23 protein-coding genes and 1 riboswitch are annotated in these 23,485 nt (G+C 43.3%); of the genes, 11 read left to right on the top strand and 12 right to left on the bottom strand.

Annotation, left to right across the window (positions count from 1 at the left end; translation table 11 throughout):
- Positions 1-24 precede the first annotated feature (24 nt).
- From eboC to AC1DQW_RS08715, 8 genes are all read right to left on the bottom strand, one after another.
- Positions 25-915: a UbiA-like protein EboC gene (gene eboC, locus AC1DQW_RS08750; RefSeq protein ID WP_477453734.1), complete on the bottom strand. Its 891-nt coding sequence runs from the start codon at positions 913-915 to the stop codon at positions 25-27.
- 2 nt (positions 916-917) lie between these two features.
- A complete protein-coding gene (locus AC1DQW_RS08745) occupies positions 918-1,835 on the bottom strand; it encodes a TatD family hydrolase (RefSeq protein ID WP_477453733.1) in 918 nt (305 codons plus the stop codon).
- A gap of 122 nt (positions 1,836-1,957) precedes the next feature.
- On the bottom strand, positions 1,958-2,677 hold the full coding sequence (locus AC1DQW_RS08740; RefSeq protein ID WP_477453732.1) for an EboA domain-containing protein: 720 nt from the start codon (positions 2,675-2,677) through the stop codon (positions 1,958-1,960).
- Between the two features lie 9 nt (positions 2,678-2,686).
- Complete coding sequence (locus AC1DQW_RS08735; protein WP_477453731.1) at positions 2,687-3,049, bottom strand: transmembrane 220 family protein; 363 nt, start codon at positions 3,047-3,049, stop codon at positions 2,687-2,689.
- A 366-nt stretch (positions 3,050-3,415) separates the two neighbouring features.
- The gene (locus tag AC1DQW_RS08730) at positions 3,416-4,318 is read right to left on the bottom strand and encodes an N-acetylmuramoyl-L-alanine amidase (RefSeq protein WP_477453730.1); all 903 of its coding nucleotides are present in this window, start codon (positions 4,316-4,318) and stop codon (positions 3,416-3,418) included.
- Between the two features lie 185 nt (positions 4,319-4,503).
- Positions 4,504-7,140: a phosphoenolpyruvate synthase gene (gene ppsA / locus AC1DQW_RS08725; protein WP_477453729.1), complete on the bottom strand. Its 2,637-nt coding sequence runs from the start codon at positions 7,138-7,140 to the stop codon at positions 4,504-4,506.
- A gap of 239 nt (positions 7,141-7,379) precedes the next feature.
- Positions 7,380-7,838, bottom strand: a complete 459-nt coding sequence (locus tag AC1DQW_RS08720; protein WP_477453728.1) for a cupin domain-containing protein — start codon at positions 7,836-7,838, stop codon at positions 7,380-7,382.
- Entirely contained in the window at positions 7,835-8,854 is a 1,020-nt protein-coding gene (locus tag AC1DQW_RS08715) for a nitrilase-related carbon-nitrogen hydrolase (RefSeq protein ID WP_477453727.1), read from the bottom strand. The genes AC1DQW_RS08720 and AC1DQW_RS08715 overlap by 4 nt, the downstream gene beginning before the upstream one ends.
- Before the next feature lie 634 nt (positions 8,855-9,488).
- Positions 9,489-9,576, top strand: a riboswitch (TPP riboswitch).
- Between the two features lie 55 nt (positions 9,577-9,631).
- Here AC1DQW_RS08715 and thiS point away from each other — a divergent pair.
- From thiS to thiD, 8 genes are read left to right on the top strand one after another with little or no spacing between them, the layout of a single operon-like run.
- The gene (gene thiS / locus AC1DQW_RS08710) at positions 9,632-9,835 is read left to right on the top strand and encodes a sulfur carrier protein ThiS (protein ID WP_477416732.1); all 204 of its coding nucleotides are present in this window, start codon (positions 9,632-9,634) and stop codon (positions 9,833-9,835) included.
- A 16-nt stretch (positions 9,836-9,851) separates the two neighbouring features.
- Complete coding sequence (gene thiC / locus AC1DQW_RS08705; protein WP_477453726.1) at positions 9,852-11,735, top strand: phosphomethylpyrimidine synthase ThiC; 1,884 nt, start codon at positions 9,852-9,854, stop codon at positions 11,733-11,735.
- Between the two features lie 3 nt (positions 11,736-11,738).
- Positions 11,739-12,338 (top strand): thiamine phosphate synthase, encoded by a 600-nt coding sequence (locus AC1DQW_RS08700; RefSeq protein ID WP_477453725.1) that lies wholly within the window; start codon positions 11,739-11,741, stop codon positions 12,336-12,338.
- A gap of 12 nt (positions 12,339-12,350) precedes the next feature.
- Complete coding sequence (locus tag AC1DQW_RS08695; RefSeq protein WP_477453724.1) at positions 12,351-12,998, top strand: thiamine phosphate synthase; 648 nt, start codon at positions 12,351-12,353, stop codon at positions 12,996-12,998.
- A 16-nt stretch (positions 12,999-13,014) separates the two neighbouring features.
- Entirely contained in the window at positions 13,015-13,782 is a 768-nt protein-coding gene (locus tag AC1DQW_RS08690) for a thiazole synthase (protein ID WP_477453723.1), read from the top strand.
- A complete protein-coding gene (gene thiH / locus AC1DQW_RS08685) occupies positions 13,775-14,890 on the top strand; it encodes a 2-iminoacetate synthase ThiH (protein WP_477453722.1) in 1,116 nt (371 codons plus the stop codon). The genes AC1DQW_RS08690 and thiH overlap by 8 nt, the downstream gene beginning before the upstream one ends.
- A 2-nt stretch (positions 14,891-14,892) precedes the next feature.
- On the top strand, positions 14,893-15,945 hold the full coding sequence (gene moeB / locus AC1DQW_RS08680; RefSeq protein ID WP_477453721.1) for a molybdopterin-synthase adenylyltransferase MoeB: 1,053 nt from the start codon (positions 14,893-14,895) through the stop codon (positions 15,943-15,945).
- Between the two features lie 20 nt (positions 15,946-15,965).
- Positions 15,966-16,799, top strand: a complete 834-nt coding sequence (gene thiD, locus AC1DQW_RS08675) for a bifunctional hydroxymethylpyrimidine kinase/phosphomethylpyrimidine kinase (protein WP_477453720.1) — start codon at positions 15,966-15,968, stop codon at positions 16,797-16,799.
- Positions 16,800-16,848: 49 nt separating this feature from the next.
- On the opposite strand, the gene AC1DQW_RS08670 is transcribed toward thiD, so the two are convergent.
- Both AC1DQW_RS08670 and AC1DQW_RS08665 read right to left on the bottom strand, forming a co-directional pair.
- On the bottom strand, positions 16,849-17,355 hold the full coding sequence (locus tag AC1DQW_RS08670; RefSeq protein WP_477453719.1) for a nuclear transport factor 2 family protein: 507 nt from the start codon (positions 17,353-17,355) through the stop codon (positions 16,849-16,851).
- Positions 17,356-17,658: 303 nt separating this feature from the next.
- Complete coding sequence (locus AC1DQW_RS08665; RefSeq protein ID WP_477453718.1) at positions 17,659-18,555, bottom strand: helix-turn-helix domain-containing protein; 897 nt, start codon at positions 18,553-18,555, stop codon at positions 17,659-17,661.
- A gap of 168 nt (positions 18,556-18,723) precedes the next feature.
- On the opposite strand from AC1DQW_RS08665, the gene AC1DQW_RS08660 reads away from it, so the two are divergent.
- The 3 genes from AC1DQW_RS08660 (at position 18,724) to AC1DQW_RS08650 (ending at position 21,035) form a co-directional block, all read left to right on the top strand.
- A complete protein-coding gene (locus AC1DQW_RS08660) occupies positions 18,724-19,707 on the top strand; it encodes an aldo/keto reductase (RefSeq protein WP_477453717.1) in 984 nt (327 codons plus the stop codon).
- 10 nt (positions 19,708-19,717) lie between these two features.
- A complete protein-coding gene (locus tag AC1DQW_RS08655; protein ID WP_477453716.1) occupies positions 19,718-20,326 on the top strand; it encodes a flavodoxin in 609 nt (202 codons plus the stop codon).
- Between the two features lie 94 nt (positions 20,327-20,420).
- Complete coding sequence (locus AC1DQW_RS08650) at positions 20,421-21,035, top strand: NAD(P)H-binding protein (RefSeq protein WP_477453715.1); 615 nt, start codon at positions 20,421-20,423, stop codon at positions 21,033-21,035.
- On the opposite strand, the gene AC1DQW_RS08645 is transcribed toward AC1DQW_RS08650, so the two are convergent.
- Positions 21,032-21,280 (bottom strand): XdhC family protein, encoded by a 249-nt coding sequence (locus tag AC1DQW_RS08645; RefSeq protein WP_477453714.1) that lies wholly within the window; start codon positions 21,278-21,280, stop codon positions 21,032-21,034. The two genes, AC1DQW_RS08650 and AC1DQW_RS08645, sit on opposite strands and share 4 nt — an antisense overlap.
- A 35-nt stretch (positions 21,281-21,315) precedes the next feature.
- Positions 21,316-23,472: a molybdopterin cofactor-binding domain-containing protein gene (locus AC1DQW_RS08640; protein ID WP_477453713.1), complete on the bottom strand. Its 2,157-nt coding sequence runs from the start codon at positions 23,470-23,472 to the stop codon at positions 21,316-21,318.
- Positions 23,473-23,485: the final 13 nt, after the last annotated feature.

Raw genomic sequence — 23,485 nt, 5'->3', positions numbered from 1 at the left:
AAAAACGTTTTTTAATTAATGTAATTACGTGACGGCAAAAAATTTTGCCAGCCAGATTGATAATGGCAGTAAACAGGCTATCATTAATGCAGTATAAACAGTGCTGAATGTTACCGCCCATGCAGCATCCATCAGTATTAATGAAATAACGCCGGCTTTAACTGCCCCGCCAATATTTTTACCTATAGGATTTTGAATTGCCTTAAACAATGGTTTAAAGATCATCCACAAAAATGGTATAAGGATAATAACAGATAGGAGCAATTTATTATTCAGGTAGGAAAAGTAAAGGATAAAAGCGGTTACTATACCATACAAAAGCGCGGCAATGTATAAATTTCGCTTGCTGCCGCCATGCACCTCTCCGCGACTGATCATGGTAATTGAAAAGATATAAACGATAGGCACAATTGCGAAAAAATACCATTGCGTTAAAGCAACTGTTACTATGCTGATACCTAAAAGCAAATTTAAACCCCTGCATAACCCCATGTTAAGCGGACCAAAAAAGGGGTGATGCTTACTGATCTTGTTATACAACAAGGCAAAAAAGCTGATTCCTGCTGCCAATAATGCTGATACCAGGCTAACCATACCAGCAGCTATAACCCCTGCCAATAAAAGAGCGCTGCCAAATACCGCTGCCTGCACAAGACTGATACGGCCGCTTGGGATAGCACGTTCCGGGCGTTCGATCTTATCCAGCTCGGCATCAAAAACGTCATTAAACACTATACCGCCACCATATAAGCATGCTGTGGAAAAACAAAGCATAATAATGGCCTGTAAATGATCTTTGAAAGCCACTTGTGAAAAAGCACCCGCTATGGCTGCGCCAGCCAGCACATCCGCAACCGAGGTTACAACGTTGGCGGGGCGCATCATCCGTAAATAATCCAATATTTTTTTCAACACCGTCAGCTAATAATAATAGAGGATTTATTGATGCGGGGCTGTTGGCCGCCCCGTAAAATACTGTTTCCTTCAAACCTGGCGCTTTGATCAATGGCCGCAACAAAGTCGGCTTCGTTAATTTGCCCGCTTTGAGCAAAAGCGGTTATGGCGTTTCGATAGGTAACCAATTCTATGTCGGCGTCGCTTATTCCATTGAGCTTCATTAAAGCTGCAGTTTTTGGTACCGCCAGCGGATCGCTAATGCCCCAGTCGGCTGCAGAATTAACCATGATCCTTTCCGAACCATATTGCTTCGTGATTTCAACCATGCGCTGATTTCCCATCTTAGTAAACGGATAAATGGTAAAGGCCGTCCAAAAGCCCCTGTCCAGCACTTCTTTTACAGTTTCTTCGTTATTGTGGTCAACAATTACCATATACGGATCGAGCCCATGTTCAATGGCTATATCCATGCTGCGTTGGGTTCCCCGTTTTTTATCGCGGTGAGGTGTATGAATTTGTACAGGTAAACCGGCTTCCTTTGCCAGTTCGAGCTGCAAACGGTAATATTTTTCTTCTGCTGCGGTTTGGTCGTCGAATCCTATTTCGCCAATTCCAACCACGCCATCTTTATACATAAATAACGGCAGCATTTCCATAACCTGTTCGGCCAGGGCTTCATTATTTGCCTCTCTTGAGTTGAGCCCTATGGTGCAATAATGCTTTATTCCAAATTGCGAGGAACGAAACCTTTCCCAGCCAACCAGGCTGCTGTAATAATCTTTAAAACTATCTACTCCCGTACGCGGCTGCCCCAGCCAAAAGGAAGGTTCAATAAGAGCAACTATTCCCGCGTCGGCCATGGCCTGGTAATCGTCGGTAGTGCGCGATGTCATATGAACATGTGGATCAAAGAATTTCATTCCCTTTATTAAATCCATATCAAATTTCTCTGCAGATTGCACCGATGGCACACTTCTTTCCTCTATATTATGGCTGCAACACATTTTGTTTAATTTTTATATGATCAATATCTTATAATTCTCGATTTTTCTTAATTTTTCTAAAATTTTCCTTGCTTTATATCGCTCAATCGCGCCTGGTCAACAAATTTTCCAACCAGATACCAAAGCATATCGTCTACTTTCCGCCCGGCTGCATGGCGTTCCATGGCATAGTCGATTAATATGCGGGCAAGTTCTTCATTAGCCCTTTGGTCCAGGCCGTATATCCTGTTTACCTGTTTTTCTGTAAAAAAAGCTTTTAAAATCATTTGATTCCATGCCGGTTCTTCCAGGTTTTCTGCCGGATAAGGATTATCGTACATAATGGCTTCCAGCACGGTGCCTATATTACTTCGGATGCCTTCCATACAGCGTTTAACCCATAGTTGGGGGTACGGCAATACCGGAAGTGCAGAATATAAAGCAATTTGTTCATTCATTTCGGCAACCGAAAAAAGGTTTTCAATCACCTGGAAATAACGGTCGTGATCGGTATGATTATATTTAGTCAACAACCAAACCCTGCTAAGCCTGTCAGCGGTCCAGTAATCGATTGTAAAACCTGGTCTGATAGATGCTAATAATTCGTGTTGCTTCTGCGTTAAAGTTATGATTGCTTTGCCTGTTTTACGCGGCGCAATGGTAAATGCGGTATTAAGCGCTAAATTACTGATTGTATTGCTTTTTGCACCGAGCCAGGCCCAGGAAACCGGGTTGATATTATCCTGGATTATGTCCACGATCGCAGCGTTTAATTCCTCTTTATTGTAGGTGGTCATAACCGTTTGTTAAAGCGCAAAATAATTAATAAGCAATGCCCCGGCAATAATAAGTAAACCAAAAAACTCCCTTGTTTTTTCGATATAGGGCTTGGTTGCCTGCATGCTTTCAACCAAACTGGGTTTATTATATTTGGTTATCCAGTCGCGTACACCGTCTTTTTGAAAAAATAGAATTGCTGCATAAACAAGATAAAAGGCTGTGAGTAAAAGATAAATAACAGGGTAAAACTTACCAAAAGCAGCCATCCCGCAACATACAGCAGCACTTAGATATATGGGTACCCATAAGTACCAATCAACATCATTCAGATTTAACCAGGCAAAAACCAGGAACGAAAGCAGGAAAATTATATTTAAAACCAAAAGCATATTTATCTTAATTTTTCAGGTATAATAGCAAAATAGGATACTCTTCTTATGAAGAGCCAAATTAAAGAATAAAATTATTCTTTGGTCTGATTTTGCGCCGTTAAATGATTTATGCTGACTATCTTCATAAAAAAGTTACTTATAATCCTTCTCAGCGTTATACTTACGCGTCCTGTTTCGGAAATATGAGGGAAAAGATACCAGGGATCTTCCAAGATCGGTAATCGTGGAATGGTGAGCTGACGGATCGCTGGCGATGACTAAAAAAATGCGTTATAAAGGTTTACAAGCCCGCAAAGACCAAGGACATAAAGCTAATCAGTATCTTGAAGAATAAGGGGAACCATAGGGTAGCCTGTCAAATGCTTACTGGCCAGCTTTTAAAGATAATAATGAGCTAAATATCCATCCTATGGTTTTAATGCTCCTTAACTTGCCATCCACATTTTGCAATACTTCGGCCTGGCTGTTTACCAGGTATACTTTACTCCATTGTCCGTTTGTTTCTATCAAGCCGACTTCATAACCTTTTGTTAATTTTTTAAGTACAGTGGCATTGGTAGAAAATGATTCTCTAAAATTAGTGCCTTCTGTGTTTACCGTATAAATTTTACCAGTGTTGTTAGTACTGCCATATACATTTGCTTTAAATGTATCCCAGGGAAATGCTGGTCCGGGATCTGGCTTACGTGCCGGAGAGATATCGTCATGCCCCACGGCTGCTATTAAATGATACGTGTCAAATAATACCTTACAAAGCTTGTATAGAGCCTGTAGCTGAGCATCCGGGAAAATACGCCAGTAATGGTTGTTTTTACCTGTCCAAAACTTATGCTTATGATCAATTTTCATAAACTTATCGCCATCGGTAGCCGGATAAATTTTTACACCATCATCTGTAGCGCGTTTAAAAGTATTATCTGCCAGCTTTTCCACAAAACCAGGGTTTACAATTTCTATCCCTATGGAATGATAATTAAAACTATCTACCCCATCCCAGGTGCTGGTACCGGCATGATTTGCCCTGTGATTAAAAGGTATCAGCTGTGTAATTGTGCCATCGGTATTTAATACAATATGGGCCGCAATTTTATCGGGGTTCGACCGGGTGTCCATAAACCAGTCTATTGCTGACTGTGCAGTATCTGTGGCGGTATAATGAATTACCAAATAATCGGGATCTATAGGATCTCTGACATTTCCGGATTTAGAAATTTTTATTTTTTCGCCGTTCGAGTCGGCTTCTAACCAGTGATTTGTAATTTTCATATGGATGCAGATAAGGTTTAAACAATGGGTTGTCTTTGGTTTATTAAWGGTAAATAGAATTAATAAAAGATTGTAATCTTAAATTGTTTTTAGATCTTTTTTATAATTATGGGGCTACTATATTCCGGGTAGTATAATGGAATATTAAATGAATTTGCATCGTCACTAATAAAAAGCGCCTCAATTTATAGTATTTCTATATATCCGTCTGTTCCATTTACACGGATTCTCTGTCCGTCTTTGATCAGCCGGGTAGCATTCTCCACCCCGACAACTGCCGGTATGCCATATTCACGAGCGATAACTGCTCCATGGGTCATCAGTCCGCCAACTTCGGTGACCAGGCCTTTTATGGATACAAACAATGGTGTCCAACTGGGGTCAGTAAAGGCGGTGACTAATATATCCCCATCTTCCAGGTCGGCTTCTTCCATGTTTAAGATAACACGTGCCCGTCCCTCTATCATTCCGGAAGAAACAGGTAAACCTACAATAGCTCCGGCCGGGAGATTTTCTCGTTTGTACTTACCTGTAATGATTTCGCCATCAGATGTAATAACACGCGGCAGAGTTAGTTTTTCATAGATTTTGTATTCGTCTTTCCGTTTGTTGATGATGGAGTAATCCAGTTTGTGAGTGTGTACCACTTCGCGAAGCTCCTCAAATGTGAGATAGTATATATCCTCTTTTTTATGAATAATGTTGGCTTGTACCAGTTGTTCGGCTTCTTTCAGCAAAGCCTGCTTATAAATGAAGTAACGATTAACGATGCTGTATTTTGGATATTCACGATAACCACTATAATTCCGGACAAGGTTGATCATTCGTTGTGTTTCGTTGACTTTTTGTTCACCATCTGGTAGTGACGCCAATCGATCTAATAACTCCTGTTCTTTTTTCAAAGCTTCCTTTCGTCCTTGCTCAAATTTCCGGTTGCCGGCACCAGGCGTAAAGTTTTTGATATTACTAAGAATTGTGGGCACAAGTGTAATTGGGTTTTCGCTCCAGCGGGTTTTAGTAATATCGATTTCCCCGGCACATCGCATTCCGTATTTGTTGAGATAAGCCTCGATAGTGCCACGGGCTTCCTGCCCACCATTCAGCTTAACCAGTTCATCCAAAACGTTATCGTTTTTTACATGCTGTAAATATTCAACTACCTCAGGATAAGGACGAATTACATCTGCAACATCCAATAGTTCCCGGCCCATTTCCGAAGTAATATTGTTTGGTACAGATTGAGAAAGTATGTCTGCTGCATTTTTCTCACCTAACCATTCGTTCATTTTTTCATTGATCCATGATGCAGCATTCATACCAGTCATGATTACACTAAAGCTTTGTGATTCAGCTGAACGTTGCTTTAATTGCTGGAGATCTTCCAGGATAAAGTCAAATAGATCCAGGCCAGATTTCGTTTGGATGGTTTGTTTTAATTCTTCTATCCACGTTTGACTATGCTTGATCAAATCAGTAACGATGGCAGGATCATATTCATTTAGTGCTTTATAATCTGCAAGGGATGGACTTTTATTGCTTTTGCCGGAATTATCGTCAGGTAATAATTTTATAAAATCTCCCCGCTCTATAATAATCGTAAAGGCGTCTTTTATGAGCGGATCGGATTTTCCCAGTACATTCAATATAGTTTCTCTGCCGGCAGGAGTAGCCAGCATAGGTGTGATATCAACAAACAACCTTCCTCCGGCTGTACGCATGAGTGCGCGGGTCGTTAACAGGAAAAAAGACAACCCTAATGGTTTCATGGCATCAGTCATCATCTGTTGATGACCGACAGATACATACACGTGATTTTCCTGATCATCCGCTTTAGGGACCGGGTATAAAGTAGTGATTGGCCTGCTCTGCACAATATAAAATATATCGCTGGCCAAGCACCATTCGATGTCCTGGGGACTGCCGAAATGTTCTTCAATCGTTCTGCCTATGTGCTCAAGCCTTAAAATCTGCTCATCCGTCAATGCTTGCTTATTCTGCTGTTCAGGCTCAATCTCCTGTTCTTTCGTACCGCCATCTTTTAATGCATAAATGGCCAGTTTTTTGGTGGATATTTTTTTATCGATAATATTGCCATTACACACTTTGTAGAGATCTGCATTCACCAGGCCGGAAACCATGGCCTCGCCAAGCCCGAAGCTGGCATCAATAGATAACACTTTCCTGTTAGAAGTAACAGGATCGGCAGTAAACAAAATTCCTGCCGCCTGCGGGAAGGCCATCTTTTGAACAACTACCGAAAGGTGAATTTTATGATGGTCGAAGCCATTTTGAAGGCGATAAATTACTGCTCTCTCGGTAAATAGTGACGCCCAGCACTTGCTGATATGCTTTAGAATGGCCACCTTTCCCATAATGTTCAAATAGGTATCCTGTTGGCCTGCAAAGGATGCCGTTGGCAGGTCTTCCGCCGTAGCACTGGACCGCACAGCAAAGGCATCTTTTTCACCAAATCTGGTTAGATAAGCCGCAATCTCTTCAGCTATATCCTCAGAAATCGGTGTGTTTTCAATGACCATACGGATTTTTGCGCTGATTTCGCTGATATTTCCCCTTTCTTCGGCTTTAAAACGCGTTAATTCGTCCAGCAAGCTGTTAAGTTCCTGATTATTTTGGGTTATTTTTTTATACGCTTCGGTGGTTACGCAAAAACCCTCCGGCACCCGTATCCCTTTGATCCCCGACAGTTCGCCCAGGTTAGCGCCTTTGCCTCCCACAGCCATAAATTTTGATCTTTCAATTTCCTGAAACCCAAGTATAAATGTGTTCATGTTTTTATCTTCTTTTTTATTTTCCGGTATCATACTGATGTTTTTTTGAGGTGCGCAAAGCCAAAAATATAAGGTATCAGGTATCAAAACGCCGTTTCCTAACTATATTTTTTTGCGCGCAATAATGATGGAAACGGGGCGTTATCCATACAAACAAGGGTAGTTCATGAACCCGTTTTTAGTGCCGGTCGAAGTCCGGTTTTTTTTGGGTATAGGTGAAGCAATGGCAGATTTGCGCGGGTAGGGGAGCTAATCTCCGTAAATAAATCGTGTTATTTTTTTAGGACAAGGAGAAGTTTACCTTTTTCTACAATATAAGTTGCGAGTTCAGCAGCATTAATGTTTCCTGCATTCCTGGCCGAGTGGTACTTTCCGGCCGGTACGAAAAGCACATCTCCGGCTTTTAGCGTTACCGGGTGATTACCCTCAATCTCATATTCCAGTATCCCTTCCAGCACATAGATAATCTCTTCGCCGGGGTGAGCGTGCATTCCGAATGCAGTACCAGGTTTAAAGTCGACACGTACTTGAATTGCTTCATGTCCGGCAACACTGATATCATGTCGCTGAAGATCTGTGCGTATGATTCCCGATTGTTGTGCTATAGCCTTCGCGGGATTAAAGAATATAGCTATACTAAAAATAGTTAGCAGGCTTAATAAGAGTTTTTGAAAAGGTTTCATTTCTTTAATTTTAGTTATTATAACATGTTTATCACCAAGATTTTTCATTTTTTGACGGGTTCGTTATATGATATGAGCTGTTGATTTTCGACTGTAGGCTGCCCATATGTTTTGCGTTCATGTACCTGAGTGGCAGGGGTCCGGTCAATAAGCAAACTAACTAATTCGGGACGGCTGTAATGGCCGTTTGCATCCATCAATCGTTTGCGCGCATCTATTTGAGCAAGATCGATATCGGCAATTACTTCACCTTCACCCGATGTTATTGGTTCACCAATTATTTGTCCGTCGGGGGCTATAATGGCAGTGAAACAGCCACCTGAAATTGGGCCAATAGGGCCGCCTGTATCCTTTGCGATCTGCGCCTGTTGGTCGGCATCAAGCCAACCTGTCGCGCAAACTACAAAACAGGCTGATTCCAGGGCGTGCTGGCGTACATTAATTTCTGTCTGCTCACCGTGCAAATGACCCAAAAAAGATCCCGGATACATTGCAGAGTGGATCTGTTCGCCATCGGCTATCATGGCGTACCGAAATAACGGATTGTAGTGCTCCCAACAAGCCAATTGACCGATACGCCCAACTGCACTGTCTACAGCACGTAATCCGGATGCATCGCCCTGCCCCCAAACCATGCGCTCGTGGTAGGTAGGTGTAAGTTTGCGTCTGCGTTGGATCAAGGTACCGTCTGCATCGAATAAAAGTTGCGTATTATATACTGAACCACCATCACGCTCATTGACGCCAATCGATACGACCATGTTGGCCATTTTAGCAGCCTGCCCAATAGACTCTGTGTCAGCAGAAGGAACTACGATCGCTTCATCCATCAGGAGTTGGTGTTGTTTCCCCATCATGTAGGGAGCCTGGATGAAAGAGAAATACGGGTAATAAGGAATAATGGTCTCTGGAAAGGTTGCAAATTGCACACCTTTTTCTCCCAGCTCATTAATTTTATTGATGATCTTTTCAACTGTACCCTGACGACTATATAGGACCGGGCTGATTTGTACAGCTGCAACTTTTACAACTCTACTTCCTTTTGCTTTATTAACATTTTCCATTTTTCTTTAATTTTTATGATGACGAATTATTCTATTTACATTTAAATTATAGCCAATCGGTCGTTTCTATTTCAATTTGGTACTTCCGATGTCTGCTTTATTCAATTCAAAAGTACCGCGACAGTTGGTTGGGGTCAATCAAAAAGTTGCTTAACCGGACAGACCGGTAGGTGAGTCAGGTATTTTACCGGTTGGGATGGACAGTGTTTTTATTTCTTACTCATCGCAGTTTGATAATGTCTTCCTGTTTATAGTATAACAGGCTACTACTTTAGTGTAGTGTCATTAATACGAAGATTTTGAAGCATTCCTGCAGAGCTTTGTAACAGCTTGTGTGCTTTGAAGCTTTTGAGCCATTTTTTTCCTGCTTGTTCGGTGTAAGTACCGATGGGTAATTTTTTTAATTCCTCAAACAGTTCGGTTTTGAATTGTTTGAGGTCTTGCTTGGTGATTAAATCTAATGGTGTAATAATTCATTTTGTTGCATTGCGGGCTATTTGCCAGTGATTATTTACTTCGAAGAAACGAAGCGCATCAATTTGGATAAGGGACATTTAAGGAAATACCGAAAATATTTAAAGGGAGGAGCAACTATAATTAAAAGTTTTTTTATCAACTAAATTTATACCTTTACAAAAAACTTTAGGGGTGCCTTGTGCTGAGAAATACCCTTTGAACCTGATGCAGTTAGTACTGCCGAAGGGAAAAGTAGAACAACCTTAAGGTTGTTTACCAATCCTCCAACGGGTCCATTCCTATCGTTTAAAATTAAACAGGATGGAAATTACCGTAAATCAACAAAATTATTCCGTATCCGATACCTGCTCTTTGCAGCAAATGCTTGCCACTGTTCTTACGCAGCCGGCCAAAGGCATCGCTATTGCAGTGAACCAGGAAATCGTGCCTAAAGCCAATTGGGTTATTCACCTCTTAAACCCCGGCGATCATATTACCATTATCAAAGCAACCCAGGGCGGATAAAAAATACAACCAAAACATGAAAACTGAAAAAACTCCAGGAGAACAAGCAATCAGCCGAACGCCATTCCCCGCGTCGCGCAAAGTCTATGTCAAAGGACATATCCATAACATCGAAGTTGCGATGCGCGAGGTTGGGCTCAGCGAAACTAAACTTCACGGCAGGTTTGGCGAAACTGAACCGAATGCCCCCGTCACTATTTATGATACCAGCGGGCCATACACCGATCCGGATATTGAGATCGATGTAAAACAAGGTTTGCCGCGCCTGCGCGAACAATGGATAGTCGATCGTGGCGATGTAGAACAACTGGGATATATTTCATCAGATTACGGAAACCAGCGCGCTAATGATCAGAGCCTTGATACTTTAAGGTTTGCACACATCAGCAAACCCTATCGGGCCAAACCAGGAATGAATGTATCGCAAATGCATTATGCCAAAAAAGGGATCATCACCCCTGAAATGGAATATATCGCTATCCGCGAGAACCAGCGCATTGATCTATTAAATGAACAGCTCAATGGCCAGTACGATGTGATGTCGCACCAGCACCCCGGCCAAAGCTTTGGGGCCAATACGCCCAAAGGGTATATCACTCCTGAGTTTGTGCGCCAGGAAGTAGCCATTGGCCGCGCGGTAATACCATCCAACATTAACCACCCGGAAAGCGAACCGATGATCATCGGGCGTAATTTCCTGGTAAAGATAAACGCCAATATTGGCAACTCTGCTGTTACTTCAAGTATTGAAGAGGAGGTAGAAAAAGCGGTATGGGCCTGCCGTTGGGGTGCCGATACCATTATGGACCTTTCGACCGGTAAAAACATACATGAAACCCGCGAATGGATTATCCGCAACTCGCCGGTTCCAATTGGTACCGTGCCTATTTACCAGGCCCTGGAAAAAGTAAATGGCAAGGCCGAAGACCTGACCTGGGAACTTTTCAGGGATACGCTGATAGAGCAAGCCGAACAGGGCGTCGATTATTTCACCATTCACGCGGGTGTTTTGTTGCGTTATGTGCCCCTTACCGCTAAAAGGATTACCGGTATCGTATCGCGTGGCGGCTCTATCATGGCAAAATGGTGTTTGGCACATCATCAAGAAAACTTTTTGTATACGCATTTTGAAGAGATCTGCGAAATCATGAAAGCGTATGATGTAGCATTTTCCTTAGGCGACGGATTAAGGCCCGGCTGTATTGCCGATGCCAATGATGCCGCGCAATTTGGCGAACTGGAAACTTTGGGCGAACTGACCAAGATAGCCTGGAAACACGATGTTCAAACCATTATTGAAGGTCCGGGTCATGTGCCGATGCACATGATCAAAGAGAATATGGACAAGCAGTTGGTGCATTGCGGCGAAGCGCCATTTTATACCTTAGGCCCATTAACTACCGATATTGCACCAGGTTACGACCATATCACTTCCGCTATAGGCGCAGCGATGATTGGCTGGTTTGGTACGGCGATGCTTTGTTATGTAACACCCAAAGAGCACTTAGGCCTACCTAACAAAAAGGATGTGAAAGACGGTGTGATCACCTATAAAATTGCCGCTCACGCTGCTGATTTAGCCAAGGGCCATCCCGGAGCGCAGTATCGTGACAATGCCTTAAGTAAAGCACGTTTCGAGTTCCGTTGGGAAGATCAGTTCAACCTGTCGCTCGACCCCGATACGGCAAAAGAGTTCCATGATGAAACTTTGCCTGCCGATGGCGCCAAGATCGCCCATTTCTGCTCCATGTGCGGCCCTAATTTCTGCTCCATGAAGATCACGCAGGATGTGCGCGACTACGCCAAAGAAAACGGCATGGGCGAAGCTGACGCATTATCCAAAGGCATGGAAGAAAAATCGAAAGAGTTTCTGCAAAAAGGCAGCGAGATTTATTTGTAAAATATGGAACTAGTCGTTATTTCACTCCCAGCTGTTGTTGATGATGAAAGCATTATCATCAACAATCTGTTTCAGGTGGGTTTAAAATACTTTCATATCCGGAAACCGGAAAGCGATATTCAATCGGTTAGGGAACTGATCGAAGGGATAGCGCCGCAGTTTTATAACCGCATATCGCTGCATCAATTTCATGAGATCGCAACTGATTATGGTATCAAAAGGCTGCATTATACGGAAGGTGACAGAGAAGAATCAAATGATGAAAAATGGGCTTTGCAAAAAGCCGGGGGATATACTTTAAGTACCTCTGTGCATGACATTACGCAGCTGCCTTTAATACCTGACTTTGATTATGTTTTTTATGGACCGGTATTCAACAGCATATCAAAACCGGGTTATAAAAGTACCCTGCCTGCTGATTTTAAACTGGACAAAAGCAATATCAAACCTAAAGTATTTGCTTTGGGAGGGGTTAACGGCTCCAATTTAATAAAGATCGGGGCTATGGGTTTTGACGGAGCGGCTATTTTAGGTACGATATGGGCAGACCCAGCTTTGGCGATAAGCAATTTTCGGGCACTTAACGAAGTATATACTTATTAAAAATATTCAACAATGATCGATAAACTACACTATATCTCGCAGCAATCCGGAAATGGGTCGCACCTCGCCGCTATTCAGCAGGCATTAGCGGCAGGGTGTAAATGGATACAGCTCCGGGTTAAGGATCAGCCCGATGGTGTCATCCTTGAATATGCCATGGCGGCGATTAAGCTATGCAATCAGTATGGCGCTAAATTGATTATTGACGACCATCCTGAAATTGCGTTAGCAGCAGGTGCCCATGGCGTACACCTTGGCTTGCAGGATATGCCAGTAGCCCAGGCAAGGCGTATTGTTGGCGATAAAATGATCATCGGGGGTACTGTCAATACTTTTGCCCATATACAGCAAAGGGCAGATGAAGGCGTTGATTATATTGGCTGCGGCCCTTACAGGTTTACCACAACAAAAAAAAAACTTAGCCCGATTGTGGGTTTAAGCGGATATGAAACGTTTATTGAGCAAATGGACGCAGCAAATATCTGCATACCCGTTATTGCCATAGGTGGTATTTTACCGGATGATGTTGCCGCAATAAGGCAAACCGGAATTCACGGTGTAGCCATTTCCGGAGCTATCACTTTTGCGGATAACCGCGAACAAATTGTAAAACAAATTTATCAGCACTTAAATAGCCCTTCTTTAAAACAAGTTATTTAAAACTTTTCAGAAAATCATGTTAAAAATAGCCGATAAAACCTTTAACTCACGTTTATTTACCGGAACAGGTAAGTTCAGCTCTTCTGTTTTAATGGAAGAGGCCCTGCTTGCTTCCCGGTCAGAATTGGTAACCGTTGCCCTAAAACGTGTGGATATCCGAAATAATGACCAGGACGATCTGCTCATCCGCCTCAAATATCCGCATATCAACCTGCTTCCCAATACATCGGGTGTGCGAAATGCCAAAGAGGCTGTTTTTGCAGCTCAACTGGCGAGGGAGGCATTGGAAACTAACTGGATCAAACTGGAGATACACCCCGATCCTAAGTATCTGATGCCCGATCCCATCGAAACCTTAAAAGCAACCGAAGAATTGGCAGCATTGGGGTTTATCGTCCTCCCTTACATTCATGCCGACCCGGTGCTGTGTAAACGATTGGAAAATGCAGGTACCTCGGCCGTAATGCCTTTAGGTTCGCCTATTGGCAGTAACAAAGGATTAAAAACGATAGATTTTTTAGAAATCATCATCAACCAGAGCAATGTGCCGGTTATTGTGGATGCAGGTATCGGCTCACCATCTGATGCCGCTTGGGCTATGGAGATTGGGGCCGATGCCGTATTGGTGAATACGGCCATTGCCGTTTCGGGTGATCCTGTACAAATGGCAGAAGCATTTAAGATGGCTGTAATTGCCGGACGCATGGCCTACGAGGCCAAACTGGCCTCGCCTGTAACCCATGCTGTTGCAAGCAGCCCCTTAACCTCCTTTTTAGATGAGTAGCTTTAAAAATATTTTCGAAACCTATAGCTGGGACGAAACCAAGTCCAGTATCTATGCCAAAACAAGTCGGGATGTGGAATGGGCCCTGTCAGTTAAAAAACGGACAATGGAAGATTTCAAGGCGCTGATATCCCCGGCGGCAGTGCCTTACCTGGAGCAAATGGCGGCCATTAGCCAGCAATTAACACTGAAACGCTTTGGCAAGGTTATACAGATGTATGTTCCCCTTTACCTATCTAACCAATGTAAAAATATTTGTACCTATTGTGGTTTTAGTTATGACAATAAGGTAAAGCGTAAAACGCTTTCTTCGATAGAGATCATGCAGGAAGTGGGCATTATTAAGAATATGGGCTATAATCATGTACTTTTGGTTACAGGAGAAGATAATGAAAACGTTCATGTAGACTATTTTAAAAAAGTACTCGAGCTGGTCCGGCCACAATTCTCGCATATATCAATGGAGGTGCAGCCGCTAGATCTGGAAGATTACCAACAGTTAACCCCTTATGGGCTAAACACAGTGCTGGTTTACCAGGAGACTTATCACAAAGAAGATTATAAGAAACATCATCCAAAGGGCAAGAAATCGAATTTTGATTACCGGCTGGAAACCCCCGACCGGTTGGGCCAGGCCGGTATCCATAAAATGGGTCTGGGCGTATTGATAGGCCTGGAAGACTGGCGCACCGACTGTTTTTTCACTGCACTGCACCTCAATTACCTCGAGAAAAAATACTGGCAAAGCAAATACAGTCTTTCTTTCCCTCGCTTACGGCCCTTTAGCGGCGGCCTGGAACCCAAAGTAGAAATGAGCGACCGCGAGCTCGTACAGCTGATATGTGCCTACAGGATCTTTAATGAAGAGGTTGAACTCTCCATATCAACGCGGGAGTCTGAAAACTTCCGCAACAATATCATCAAATTGGGCATTACCAATATCAGTGCGGGTTCTAAAACCAATCCTGGTGGATATACTGTTGAGCCGGAGTCGCTGGAACAGTTTGAAATTAGTGATGAACGCAGTCCGCAACAAGTTGCGCAAATGATTACAGCGCAGGGTTACGAGCCGGTCTGGAAAGATTGGGATAACAGTTTAGCCCTGTAATTATGTTTGAAGGCGAAGAATTAAAACGGTACAGCCGGCAAATCATCCTCCCCGAAATTGGTTTATCCGGACAAGAAAAACTGAAAAACGCCAAAGTGCTAATGATTGGCGCAGGTGGTTTGGGTTGCCCGGTGTTACAATACCTTGCTGCGGCGGGTCTGGGTGAGATCGGTATTGTGGATGATGACTTGGTAGCTCTGAGTAACCTGCATCGCCAAATATTATATACTACAGCCGACAAAGGCAGATCGAAAGCCGATGCGGCCAAAGAAAAGCTTATGTTGCTAAATCCATACGTGAATATTATAGCTTATAATGAGCGTTTTACCTCCGATAATGCGTTAGGCATTTGTAAGCACTACGACCTGGTTATAGATGGATCGGATAATTTCAGTACCCGATACTTGGTAAATGATACCTGCGTGGCATTAAATAAGCCGCTTGTATTTGGTTCAATATTCAAATTTGAGGGACATGTTGCGGTATTTAATTACCAGGGTGGCCCCGATTACAGGGATGTATTCCCCGAACCACCACCGGTTGATGAAGTACCTAATTGTGCCGAAACAGGCGTACTGGGTGTATTACCCGGAATCATCGGCACCTATATGGCTAATGAGGCAATCAAGATGATTTGTGGTATCGGCGAAACCTTATCCGGAAAATTAATGACCATAAATGCGCTGGATAATACCACGAGTGTTTTTAAAGTTGGAAAGCTGAAAAAAATGGCAAAATCGCTGGATATCAATATTATTGAACCCGCCCCGGCCACTCATTCTGAAATAACCATGGGTGAATTGAATAATTGGCTAACCGGGTCTCCGGGCGAAGTACAACTTGTTGACGTGCGCGAAACTTATGAGTTTGAAGATTATAATATTGGTGGGATCAATATCCCCTTATACGAGCTAAAAGAGCATATTGGGCTATTGCGCCCAATTAAAAAGCTGGTGTTCTGCTGCCAAACGGGGCAACGTAGCAAAATGGCCATTCAGCTGATAAAAGCCCTGTACCAAGGCCAAATGTACAGTTTAAAAAATGGCATTATTTAATCAACAGTTAAGCTTTATATATGAGTAAATACAGATATCCGGTAGTACTCAGCATTGCCGGGTCGGACAGTGGCGGTGGTGCCGGTATACAAGCCGACCTGAAAACCATGAGCGCCCTGGGCTGTTTTGGCACTACGGCCATTACCGCGGTTACCGTACAAAATACTTTAGGGGTTAGCGGCATACATCCCATCCCGGTTGATTTTGTAAAAGCACAGATCAAAGCTGTAATGGGCGATTTAAAACCATCGGCTGTTAAAATTGGCATGGTGCACAGTGTCGAACTGGCTATAGCCATTGCCGAAGTATTAGCTGGTTATCCCAAAGTTCCCATTGTTTTCGACCCGGTGATGGTGGCCACCAGCGGCTACCGTTTGATTGAAAGCGATACGGCAGCAATGTTGAAAAAAGAGCTCTTTCCATTAGCTCAAATTGTTACGCCAAACCTGGATGAGGCGGCTATACTGGCCGAAATTGAGATCAACACACTTGCCGATATGAAAGCTGCGGCGACTCAGATCATGCAATACGGTTGTAACGCAGTACTGGTTAAGGGCGGGCATTTAAAAGGACCCGACCTGTTTGATGTTTACCTGGATAAGCACGGCGATGAGCGCATTTTCAGGTCGACAGCTATTGATACCCCAAATACACACGGAACAGGGTGCAGTTTGTCTTCTGCTATCGCATCTTTCATAGCGTTGGGGTACAACTTGAATAAAGCAGTAATGCAAAGTAAGCTATATGTTCAACATGCTATTGAACATGGTAAAGACGTAAAAACCGGTAACGGACACGGGCCATTAAACCACTTTTTTGATCCTCAAAAACTAATAAAATTAAAGTCGGAATAAAATTATCCGGCAGGAAACGCAAATTCACTTAGGAGGGACCCTTGAGGTTCTATTGAGCCATTTGCTGTTTTTCCTGCCAGTCAAAATTCGCTTTGCGGTTGGCGATCAGCCAGTGATTGTTTTCCCGCACAAATTCGTCCTCGTAAACAACGCCGATGGTGGTTTTCATTTTTTTGCCGTCCTCGGTACCGATCAGGGTAACGGTGCAATAGGATGTTCCTACAGCCTTGTCGCCGGTAATCGTCACCTTTTGCTGGCCGTTAAAGTGATAGACGGTTTGAAAGTTTACCAGAAAAGCACCAAATGCATCCTCCAGTTGTTTGCGGCCGGTCAGTTTGGATACCGAGTTTCCCCCGATAATGGTTTCTGAGGTGGCGTTAGTTGTAAAAAGTTGTACCTGGGTATGCACGTCTTTTTTATCTGCAAGGATGGAAAAAGTGTCTACTAATTCTTTAAGAGCGACCCGGTCTGACAGTTCCTGTAAGTTTTTCATGTTTTGTGCTTTTGGTGTTAAATAAGCAAATAGTAAAGTAGTTACTAATAATAATTTTTTCATATTGATTTGATTTATATAATTTGGTTTGATCAGGTATTACGCTTCAGTTAGCAGATAGTACAAAATCGAAGATGTCTAAATTTTCTGCAATTCGCTCTTTGCTGAACGACTTCGGAATAACAACTATGCCTCGTTGCGCCAGCCACTACAGAATTACCTGGGCAACAGTTTTTTGATAGCTTTGGCCGATGGCAAGCAGCGCCGGGTGAATGAAAATGTTGTTTTTACATACCGAAAAAAGAACGCACTGATGAAGCGTATTAAATGCAATCCTACATCTTCACAATTGAAATGGTCAATTTTCTAGTTCATCATTCGATAATCCAGAGGTGTAAAACCAGTATGCTGTTTAAAAGATCGCGTGAAGTGCTGTGGATATTTAAAGCCAAGTTCATATGCAATCTCACTTACTGATTTAGAGGTGTCGAATATTTTCTCTTTGGCTACGTCCATAGTTTTCAATTGTATATATTCCTGGGCTGACTTTCCAGTCTCTTTTTTGATCAGGTCGCCAAAATAATTGGCCGATAAGTTAAGTTGATCCGCACAGTAACCAACAGTTGGCAAGCCCAGTTCTGAAGGCTTGTTGGAACTGAAGTATTCATTCAACAATTCCTCGAATTTTTGCAGTGTACCCTTGTTTACGTTTTCCCGGGTAATAAATTGCCGGTCGTAAAAACGTATGCAATAATTAAGTAAGAGTTCAATATTACTTACGATCAATGTTTTGCTGTGTTTATCAATGCCGCGCCGGAGCTCGTTCCTGATCTTATCATAGCAATCATAGATGATTTTTCGCTCGCTTTTGGACAGGTGAAGCGCCTCATGCACTTCATACGAAAAAAAATTATAATCAGTAATATGGCGGCCAAGTGAAGTGCCTTTAAGCAGATCCGCATGAAAGACCAACGCCTGACCCTTTGGCTGATAAAGTTCGCCATTGTTTTCCACTCCAATTACCTGTCCGGGACCGACAAACACCAAAGTTCCTTCTTCGTAATCATAATAGTTACAACCATATTGCAGATCGCCGCATTTGATCTCCTTTAGAAATACAGCATAAAAACCATAATTACTCCGGCGGTTCGGTCTTTTATCTGCCTTCGACAGGTCAACTATATTAACCAGCGGATGCAGCGTCTCATTATTGTTAAGCGCGTTGTACTGACCGATGGTATCGATCCTCATCACATTTTCCATTGCTATTTCCTTTACTAACCCAAAGATAGTTTATCCCTTACATGTTAAGATAAGTTGTTAGGCCAATCAGTAATAATGGTAGGAAATCCAGTAATCTGTATAACAATAAGGCTAAAAATAGGCCTGACATTTGCACATATCATTACACGAGATACAAATAGGAAAAAAATGAAACATAGAAAATTAGGAAAAACCGGTCTTGAAGTTTCATCACTGGGATTAGGTTGTATGGGCTTGAGCTTTGGCTATGGCCCTGCTACAGATAAACAACAAGGCATAAACCTGATCAGGGAGGCTTACGAACAAGGTATAACTTTCTTCGATACAGCGGAATGTTATGGTCCCTTTACTAATGAAGAATTAGTGGGCGAAGCTCTGGCACCCTTCCGCAAAGAAGTTGTAGTGGCAACCAAATTCGGATTTGAGGACGGGGACTCGCGTAAAGGATTAAATAGCAGCCCGGCACGGATCAGGCAGGTTGTGGAAGCTTCGTTAAAACGTCTGAGAACTGATGTGATCGATCTGTTCTATCAGCATCGTGTTGACCCCAATGTACCGATGGAAGATGTTGCAGGAACGGTAAAAGAGCTGATCGCGGAAGGTAAAGTGAAGCACTTTGGTCTTTCGGAAGCGGGCGCCGAATCTATTCGTAAAGCGCATGCTGTACAACCTGTTACTGCTTTGCAGAGCGAATACTCGATCTGGTGGAGGGAGCCTGAAAAAGAAATTATGCCAACACTGGAGGAATTAGGAATTGGCTTTGTGCCATTCAGTCCTTTAGGAAAAGGGTTTTTAACAGGAGCCATTAATGAAAACACGCAGTTTGACAGTACAGACTTTCGCAATTCAGTACCCCGCTTTAATGAGGAGAACCGGAAAGCGAATCAAAAGTTAGTTGAGCTGCTTGGCGAAATCGCCAAACAAAAAGAAGCAACCCCTGCGCAAATAGCATTGGGTTGGTTATTAGCACAAAAACCATGGATTGTACCTATTCCGGGAACCACAAAATCGCATCGCTTAACAGAAAATATCGGCGGTGCAACGGTTGATCTTTCCGGCGATGATGTCAAGGCAATTGATGATGCCTTTGCCAAAACGAATGTTCAGGGCGACCGCTACCCGGCTCATTTACAACAAAGGGTTGGCAAGTAAACCAAACACTATGAAACTGCTGTTTATTTCCTTTTTATTGTTAACGATGTGCATGGTGCCAGGACGTACTAAAGCACAGCAAAACAGGAGCGATAAAAATGTGCTGATCGTTTATCTCTCGCGAACAAATAACACCAAAGCAATCGCACAAATTATCCAACAGCAGGTTGGCGGAAAGCTCGTGCCGATAGAACTGCAAAAACCTTATCCTGAGAATTATAAAGCAACGGTAGACCAGGTAGCCAAAGAAAATGAAACAGGCTACCTGCCGCCTTTAAAAACGCAGGTTGAAGGTATCGACAAATATGATGTCATATTTGTCGGTTTCCCCACTTGGGGGATGCAGTTGCCTCCGCCGGTGAAAAGCTTCTTGCATCAGCATAACCTGGAGGGCAAAACTATCATCCCATTTAATACAATCGCGGGCTATGGGGTTGGCTCGACATTTCAAACCGTCAAAGAACTATGCCCAAAAAGCAAAGTTCTGGAAGGGTTTACGATGAAAGGTAGTATAGAGCGTGACGGCAAGTTACTGGTCATTCAGGGACAATATGAAAAAGAGGCGCAAAAAAAGGTAAAGCAATGGCTTTCCAAATTATCCATATTCTCAAATCAGTAATAATAGTTGGTAATACAGAAATTGCTATAACAACCAGCTAATTGAATCGAAAAACGTTTATAACAGCGGTAACAAGCAATACAAAAGAATTATCATGAAAAAGATCTTAATTATCGGGGCAGGAGGCAGCCTGGCTAAATCTGTAATCGAAGAGGCAAAGCAGTTAGATAACACATCGCTTACGCTGTTCGTGAGAAACAAGAACAGGCTTTCAAAAAGCGATGCCGGGGGCTGCACTGTTTTTGAAGGCGATGCTATGGATTACAATAGTGTAAAAGAAGCTGTCGCCGGCCAGGATATCGTCTATGTGAACCTTGCCGGAAACCTGGAGGAGATGGCAAAGAATATTGTTAAGGCCATGCAGGAGACCGTTGTTAAAAGGATCGTAGCAATCAGTTCTATCGGTATTTATGATGTGCCGTTAAGATCTGTCCTGATCCCATACCGAAAGTTAGCCGATGTCATAGAAGCTTCCCGCCTTGATTATACGATTTTAAGACCGGACTGGTTTACCAGCACCGATGAAGTCGATTATATCTTGACGCGCAAAGGCGAGCCCGAAACAGGCACCGCCATTTCCAGGAAGAGTATAGCGACGTTTATTACAAAGGTGTTTAAAGACTCCAGTTTGCATATCAACGAAAATCTGGGCATTAGCAAACCAACTCACTCGGGGTATACTCCGAATGAATACAAAATACTGAATTAAAAGCCAATGCGGAAAGTTTTACAACCATTAATTTTATCGCACTGGATTGCAAATCCGCCCGCAGTGTAATTCTGCAATGGTCCGCCAACGCAGCAGCCAAAAAATAATTTTATAACGCCCGTCAATTGGCCATCCTCAGTTACCAGCATACATGCGCCGGCCCAGTGATAAGGAGCCCCATCTGCATGCACCACTTGTTGCCAAAGCTGTTTGTTTGCCGGCTTGTATGGCCTTATCATAGGCATTCACGATGTCCTTAACTCTGTCAAATTACAACTGTTTAAACGGTTGTCAAATCAAATGGTAATTTCCTGATACGCTTTCCGGTCAGGTCAAATATGGCATTCGTTAAAGCCGGCGCAAAGGCTGGTAAACCCGGTTCGCCAACGCCGCCTGCATTTTCATCATTTTCCATAATGAAAACATCAATCGGTGGAATGTCGGTAATTCTTGGCATTTTATAATCGTAGAAGTTGCGTTGTTCTACCAAACCGTCTTTAAAGGTGATCTCATGGATGGTAGCCGCGCCCAGGCCCATTACAATTGCTCCTTCAACCTGCGCCTTTACAATGTCGGGGTTCACATACCAGCCGCAATCCATAACTGCCCATACATGGTCGATCTTTAACTTTCCCTGGTTATCTTTAGATACTTTTACTACCTGAGCCACTGTGCTTGAAAAACATTCTGTAATAGCCGTTCCGTAACCTTCATTTTTCTTCCGGTTTTTCCAACCAGAAACTTCCTCCATCTTGTCAATGAGTTTCTGGCTTCTTGCATCTTTCAGGTACTGTCTCCTCAAATCCATTGGATCTTTTCCGGCGGCAATCGACATTTCGTCTAAGAAGCTTTCATAAGCAAAGCCATTCGTGGATGCATACACGGAGCGCCACCACATCGTTGGGATAGGAGTTTCAAAGATCACTTCTGCAAAACTGATATTCTTGATGGAATCATAATAGGGCTTTAAAAAACCCTCTGATGTACTTCGGTTAGCTTTTCCGTTAGGCCCATCTCTCCAATGGTCGTTGTTTTGACCAGCCATTCGGAATTTAAGCGCACTGATATTTCCATTTTCAATAGCTCCCTGGCAACGATAGCTGATCCCAGGACGGTACGGTCCCTGTGTGGCATCATCTTCACGTGTCCAGACTACCTGAACTGGAGCGCCGATCTCTTTGGAGATCATGGTGGCTTCGTGCGGATAGTCCATAAAAGCCTTACGACCAAAGCCCCCGCCTAAAAAAGTCATATTGACAATAACTTTTTCTTTTGTCCAGACTAACTGTCCGGCAATATATTCCTGCACCCATTCCGGTGCCTGGATGGGCCCCCATATTTCCACCTTATCGTTTTGATAATGCGCTACACAATTCACCGGCTCCATGGCGCTATGCGATTGGTAAGGTGTTTGGTACACAATATCCAGCTTAGTTGAAGCACCGCTTATCGCGGCATCCGGGTCACCTTGCTTTTTGAGGATCAGGCCTTCTTCAGTATTTAGCTTCGCCTGCTGGCTTTTGAAAATATCAGCAGTATTTACATGATCGAAGCCGGTATCATCCCATTCTACACGTAACGCTTTTTTGCCTTGCAATGCAGCCCAGGTAGAAGTAGCTACAACAACCACGCCTTCGCGAAAAGTTTTAAAAACACCCATCTTTACCTTAAACACTTTCTTAACACCGGGTACCTTAAGGGCCGCCGTGTCATCGTAGCTTTTTACTTTACCACGCAACCGTGGGTTGCGTTCTACAGCAGCGTAGAGCATTCCAGGTAACTTCTTATCAAGCCCAAAACCTGCCGTGCCATTTGTTTTCAACGGCGTATCCTGACGGTGCAGTGGCTGGCGGATCAATTTATATGCCGACTTCGGTTTCAATATTACGTCCTTTGGCGGCTCCAACTTTGAGGCATCTGCAACTAATTCGCCATAATGGAATTTTTTTGCGGATGGACGATGGATGATATGGCCAGCTTCAGCATAACAATCTGTGATCGGAACTTTCCATTTTGCAGCGGCTGCCGTGGTTAGCATTACCCGTGCAGTAGCGCCCAGCTTTAACAGATTTTTGTACGAGCCGCGGATGGTAGAGCTACCACCGGTGATCTGGCTTCCATATTTCTCTTTATTGCCTTGGGCAAATATAATGTTCACTTCATTCAGGTTCACCTCCAGTTCTTCGGCAAGAATTTGCGGAACAGACTGGTAAGAGCCCTGGCCCATTTCTGCACGGTGGTCAACCAGGGTGACTTTTCCCGTCGCATCGATCTTTATCCATGCATTTAGTTCTATCTCCGATGGGTCGGCTGACGCTGCGTTGACCACTTCGGCCTTATCAGTAGCCGAGACGAATGAAAAGCCAAGGCAAAGTGCAGCGCCGGTAACACCCGTTGTGCGTAAAAAGTTCCTTCTTGATATATTACTTGTACTCATAGGTAGTTAAGAG

The sequence above is a fragment of the Mucilaginibacter sp. P5_A4 genome, from assembly GCF_056400605.1.
Note: the sequence above shows the minus strand (reverse complement) of the source record. Positions and strands in the feature narration are given on the sequence as shown.

Coding starts and splice junctions, on each gene's coding strand:
- AC1DQW_RS08745 (WP_477453733.1), bottom strand. CDS start 1,835: ATGGATTTAATAAAGGGAATGAAATTCTTTGATCCACATGTTCATATG.
- AC1DQW_RS08740 (WP_477453732.1), bottom strand. CDS start 2,677: ATGACCACCTACAATAAAGAGGAATTAAACGCTGCGATCGTGGACATA.
- AC1DQW_RS08735 (WP_477453731.1), bottom strand. CDS start 3,049: ATGCTTTTGGTTTTAAATATAATTTTCCTGCTTTCGTTCCTGGTTTTT.
- AC1DQW_RS08730 (WP_477453730.1), bottom strand. CDS start 4,318: ATGAAAATTACAAATCACTGGTTAGAAGCCGACTCGAACGGCGAAAAA.
- ppsA (WP_477453729.1), bottom strand. CDS start 7,140: ATGATACCGGAAAATAAAAAAGAAGATAAAAACATGAACACATTTATA.
- AC1DQW_RS08720 (WP_477453728.1), bottom strand. CDS start 7,838: ATGAAAAATCTTGGTGATAAACATGTTATAATAACTAAAATTAAAGAA.
- AC1DQW_RS08715 (WP_477453727.1), bottom strand. CDS start 8,854: ATGGAAAATGTTAATAAAGCAAAAGGAAGTAGAGTTGTAAAAGTTGCA.
- thiS (WP_477416732.1), top strand. CDS start 9,632: ATGGAAATTACCGTAAATCAACAAAATTATTCCGTATCCGATACCTGC.
- thiC (WP_477453726.1), top strand. CDS start 9,852: ATGAAAACTGAAAAAACTCCAGGAGAACAAGCAATCAGCCGAACGCCA.
- AC1DQW_RS08700 (WP_477453725.1), top strand. CDS start 11,739: ATGGAACTAGTCGTTATTTCACTCCCAGCTGTTGTTGATGATGAAAGC.
- AC1DQW_RS08695 (WP_477453724.1), top strand. CDS start 12,351: ATGATCGATAAACTACACTATATCTCGCAGCAATCCGGAAATGGGTCG.
- AC1DQW_RS08690 (WP_477453723.1), top strand. CDS start 13,015: ATGTTAAAAATAGCCGATAAAACCTTTAACTCACGTTTATTTACCGGA.
- thiH (WP_477453722.1), top strand. CDS start 13,775: ATGAGTAGCTTTAAAAATATTTTCGAAACCTATAGCTGGGACGAAACC.
- moeB (WP_477453721.1), top strand. CDS start 14,893: ATGTTTGAAGGCGAAGAATTAAAACGGTACAGCCGGCAAATCATCCTC.
- thiD (WP_477453720.1), top strand. CDS start 15,966: ATGAGTAAATACAGATATCCGGTAGTACTCAGCATTGCCGGGTCGGAC.
- AC1DQW_RS08670 (WP_477453719.1), bottom strand. CDS start 17,355: ATGAAAAAATTATTATTAGTAACTACTTTACTATTTGCTTATTTAACA.
- AC1DQW_RS08665 (WP_477453718.1), bottom strand. CDS start 18,555: ATGGAAAATGTGATGAGGATCGATACCATCGGTCAGTACAACGCGCTT.
- AC1DQW_RS08660 (WP_477453717.1), top strand. CDS start 18,724: ATGAAACATAGAAAATTAGGAAAAACCGGTCTTGAAGTTTCATCACTG.
- AC1DQW_RS08655 (WP_477453716.1), top strand. CDS start 19,718: ATGAAACTGCTGTTTATTTCCTTTTTATTGTTAACGATGTGCATGGTG.
- AC1DQW_RS08650 (WP_477453715.1), top strand. CDS start 20,421: ATGAAAAAGATCTTAATTATCGGGGCAGGAGGCAGCCTGGCTAAATCT.
- AC1DQW_RS08645 (WP_477453714.1), bottom strand. CDS start 21,280: ATGCCTATGATAAGGCCATACAAGCCGGCAAACAAACAGCTTTGGCAA.
- AC1DQW_RS08640 (WP_477453713.1), bottom strand. CDS start 23,472: ATGAGTACAAGTAATATATCAAGAAGGAACTTTTTACGCACAACGGGT.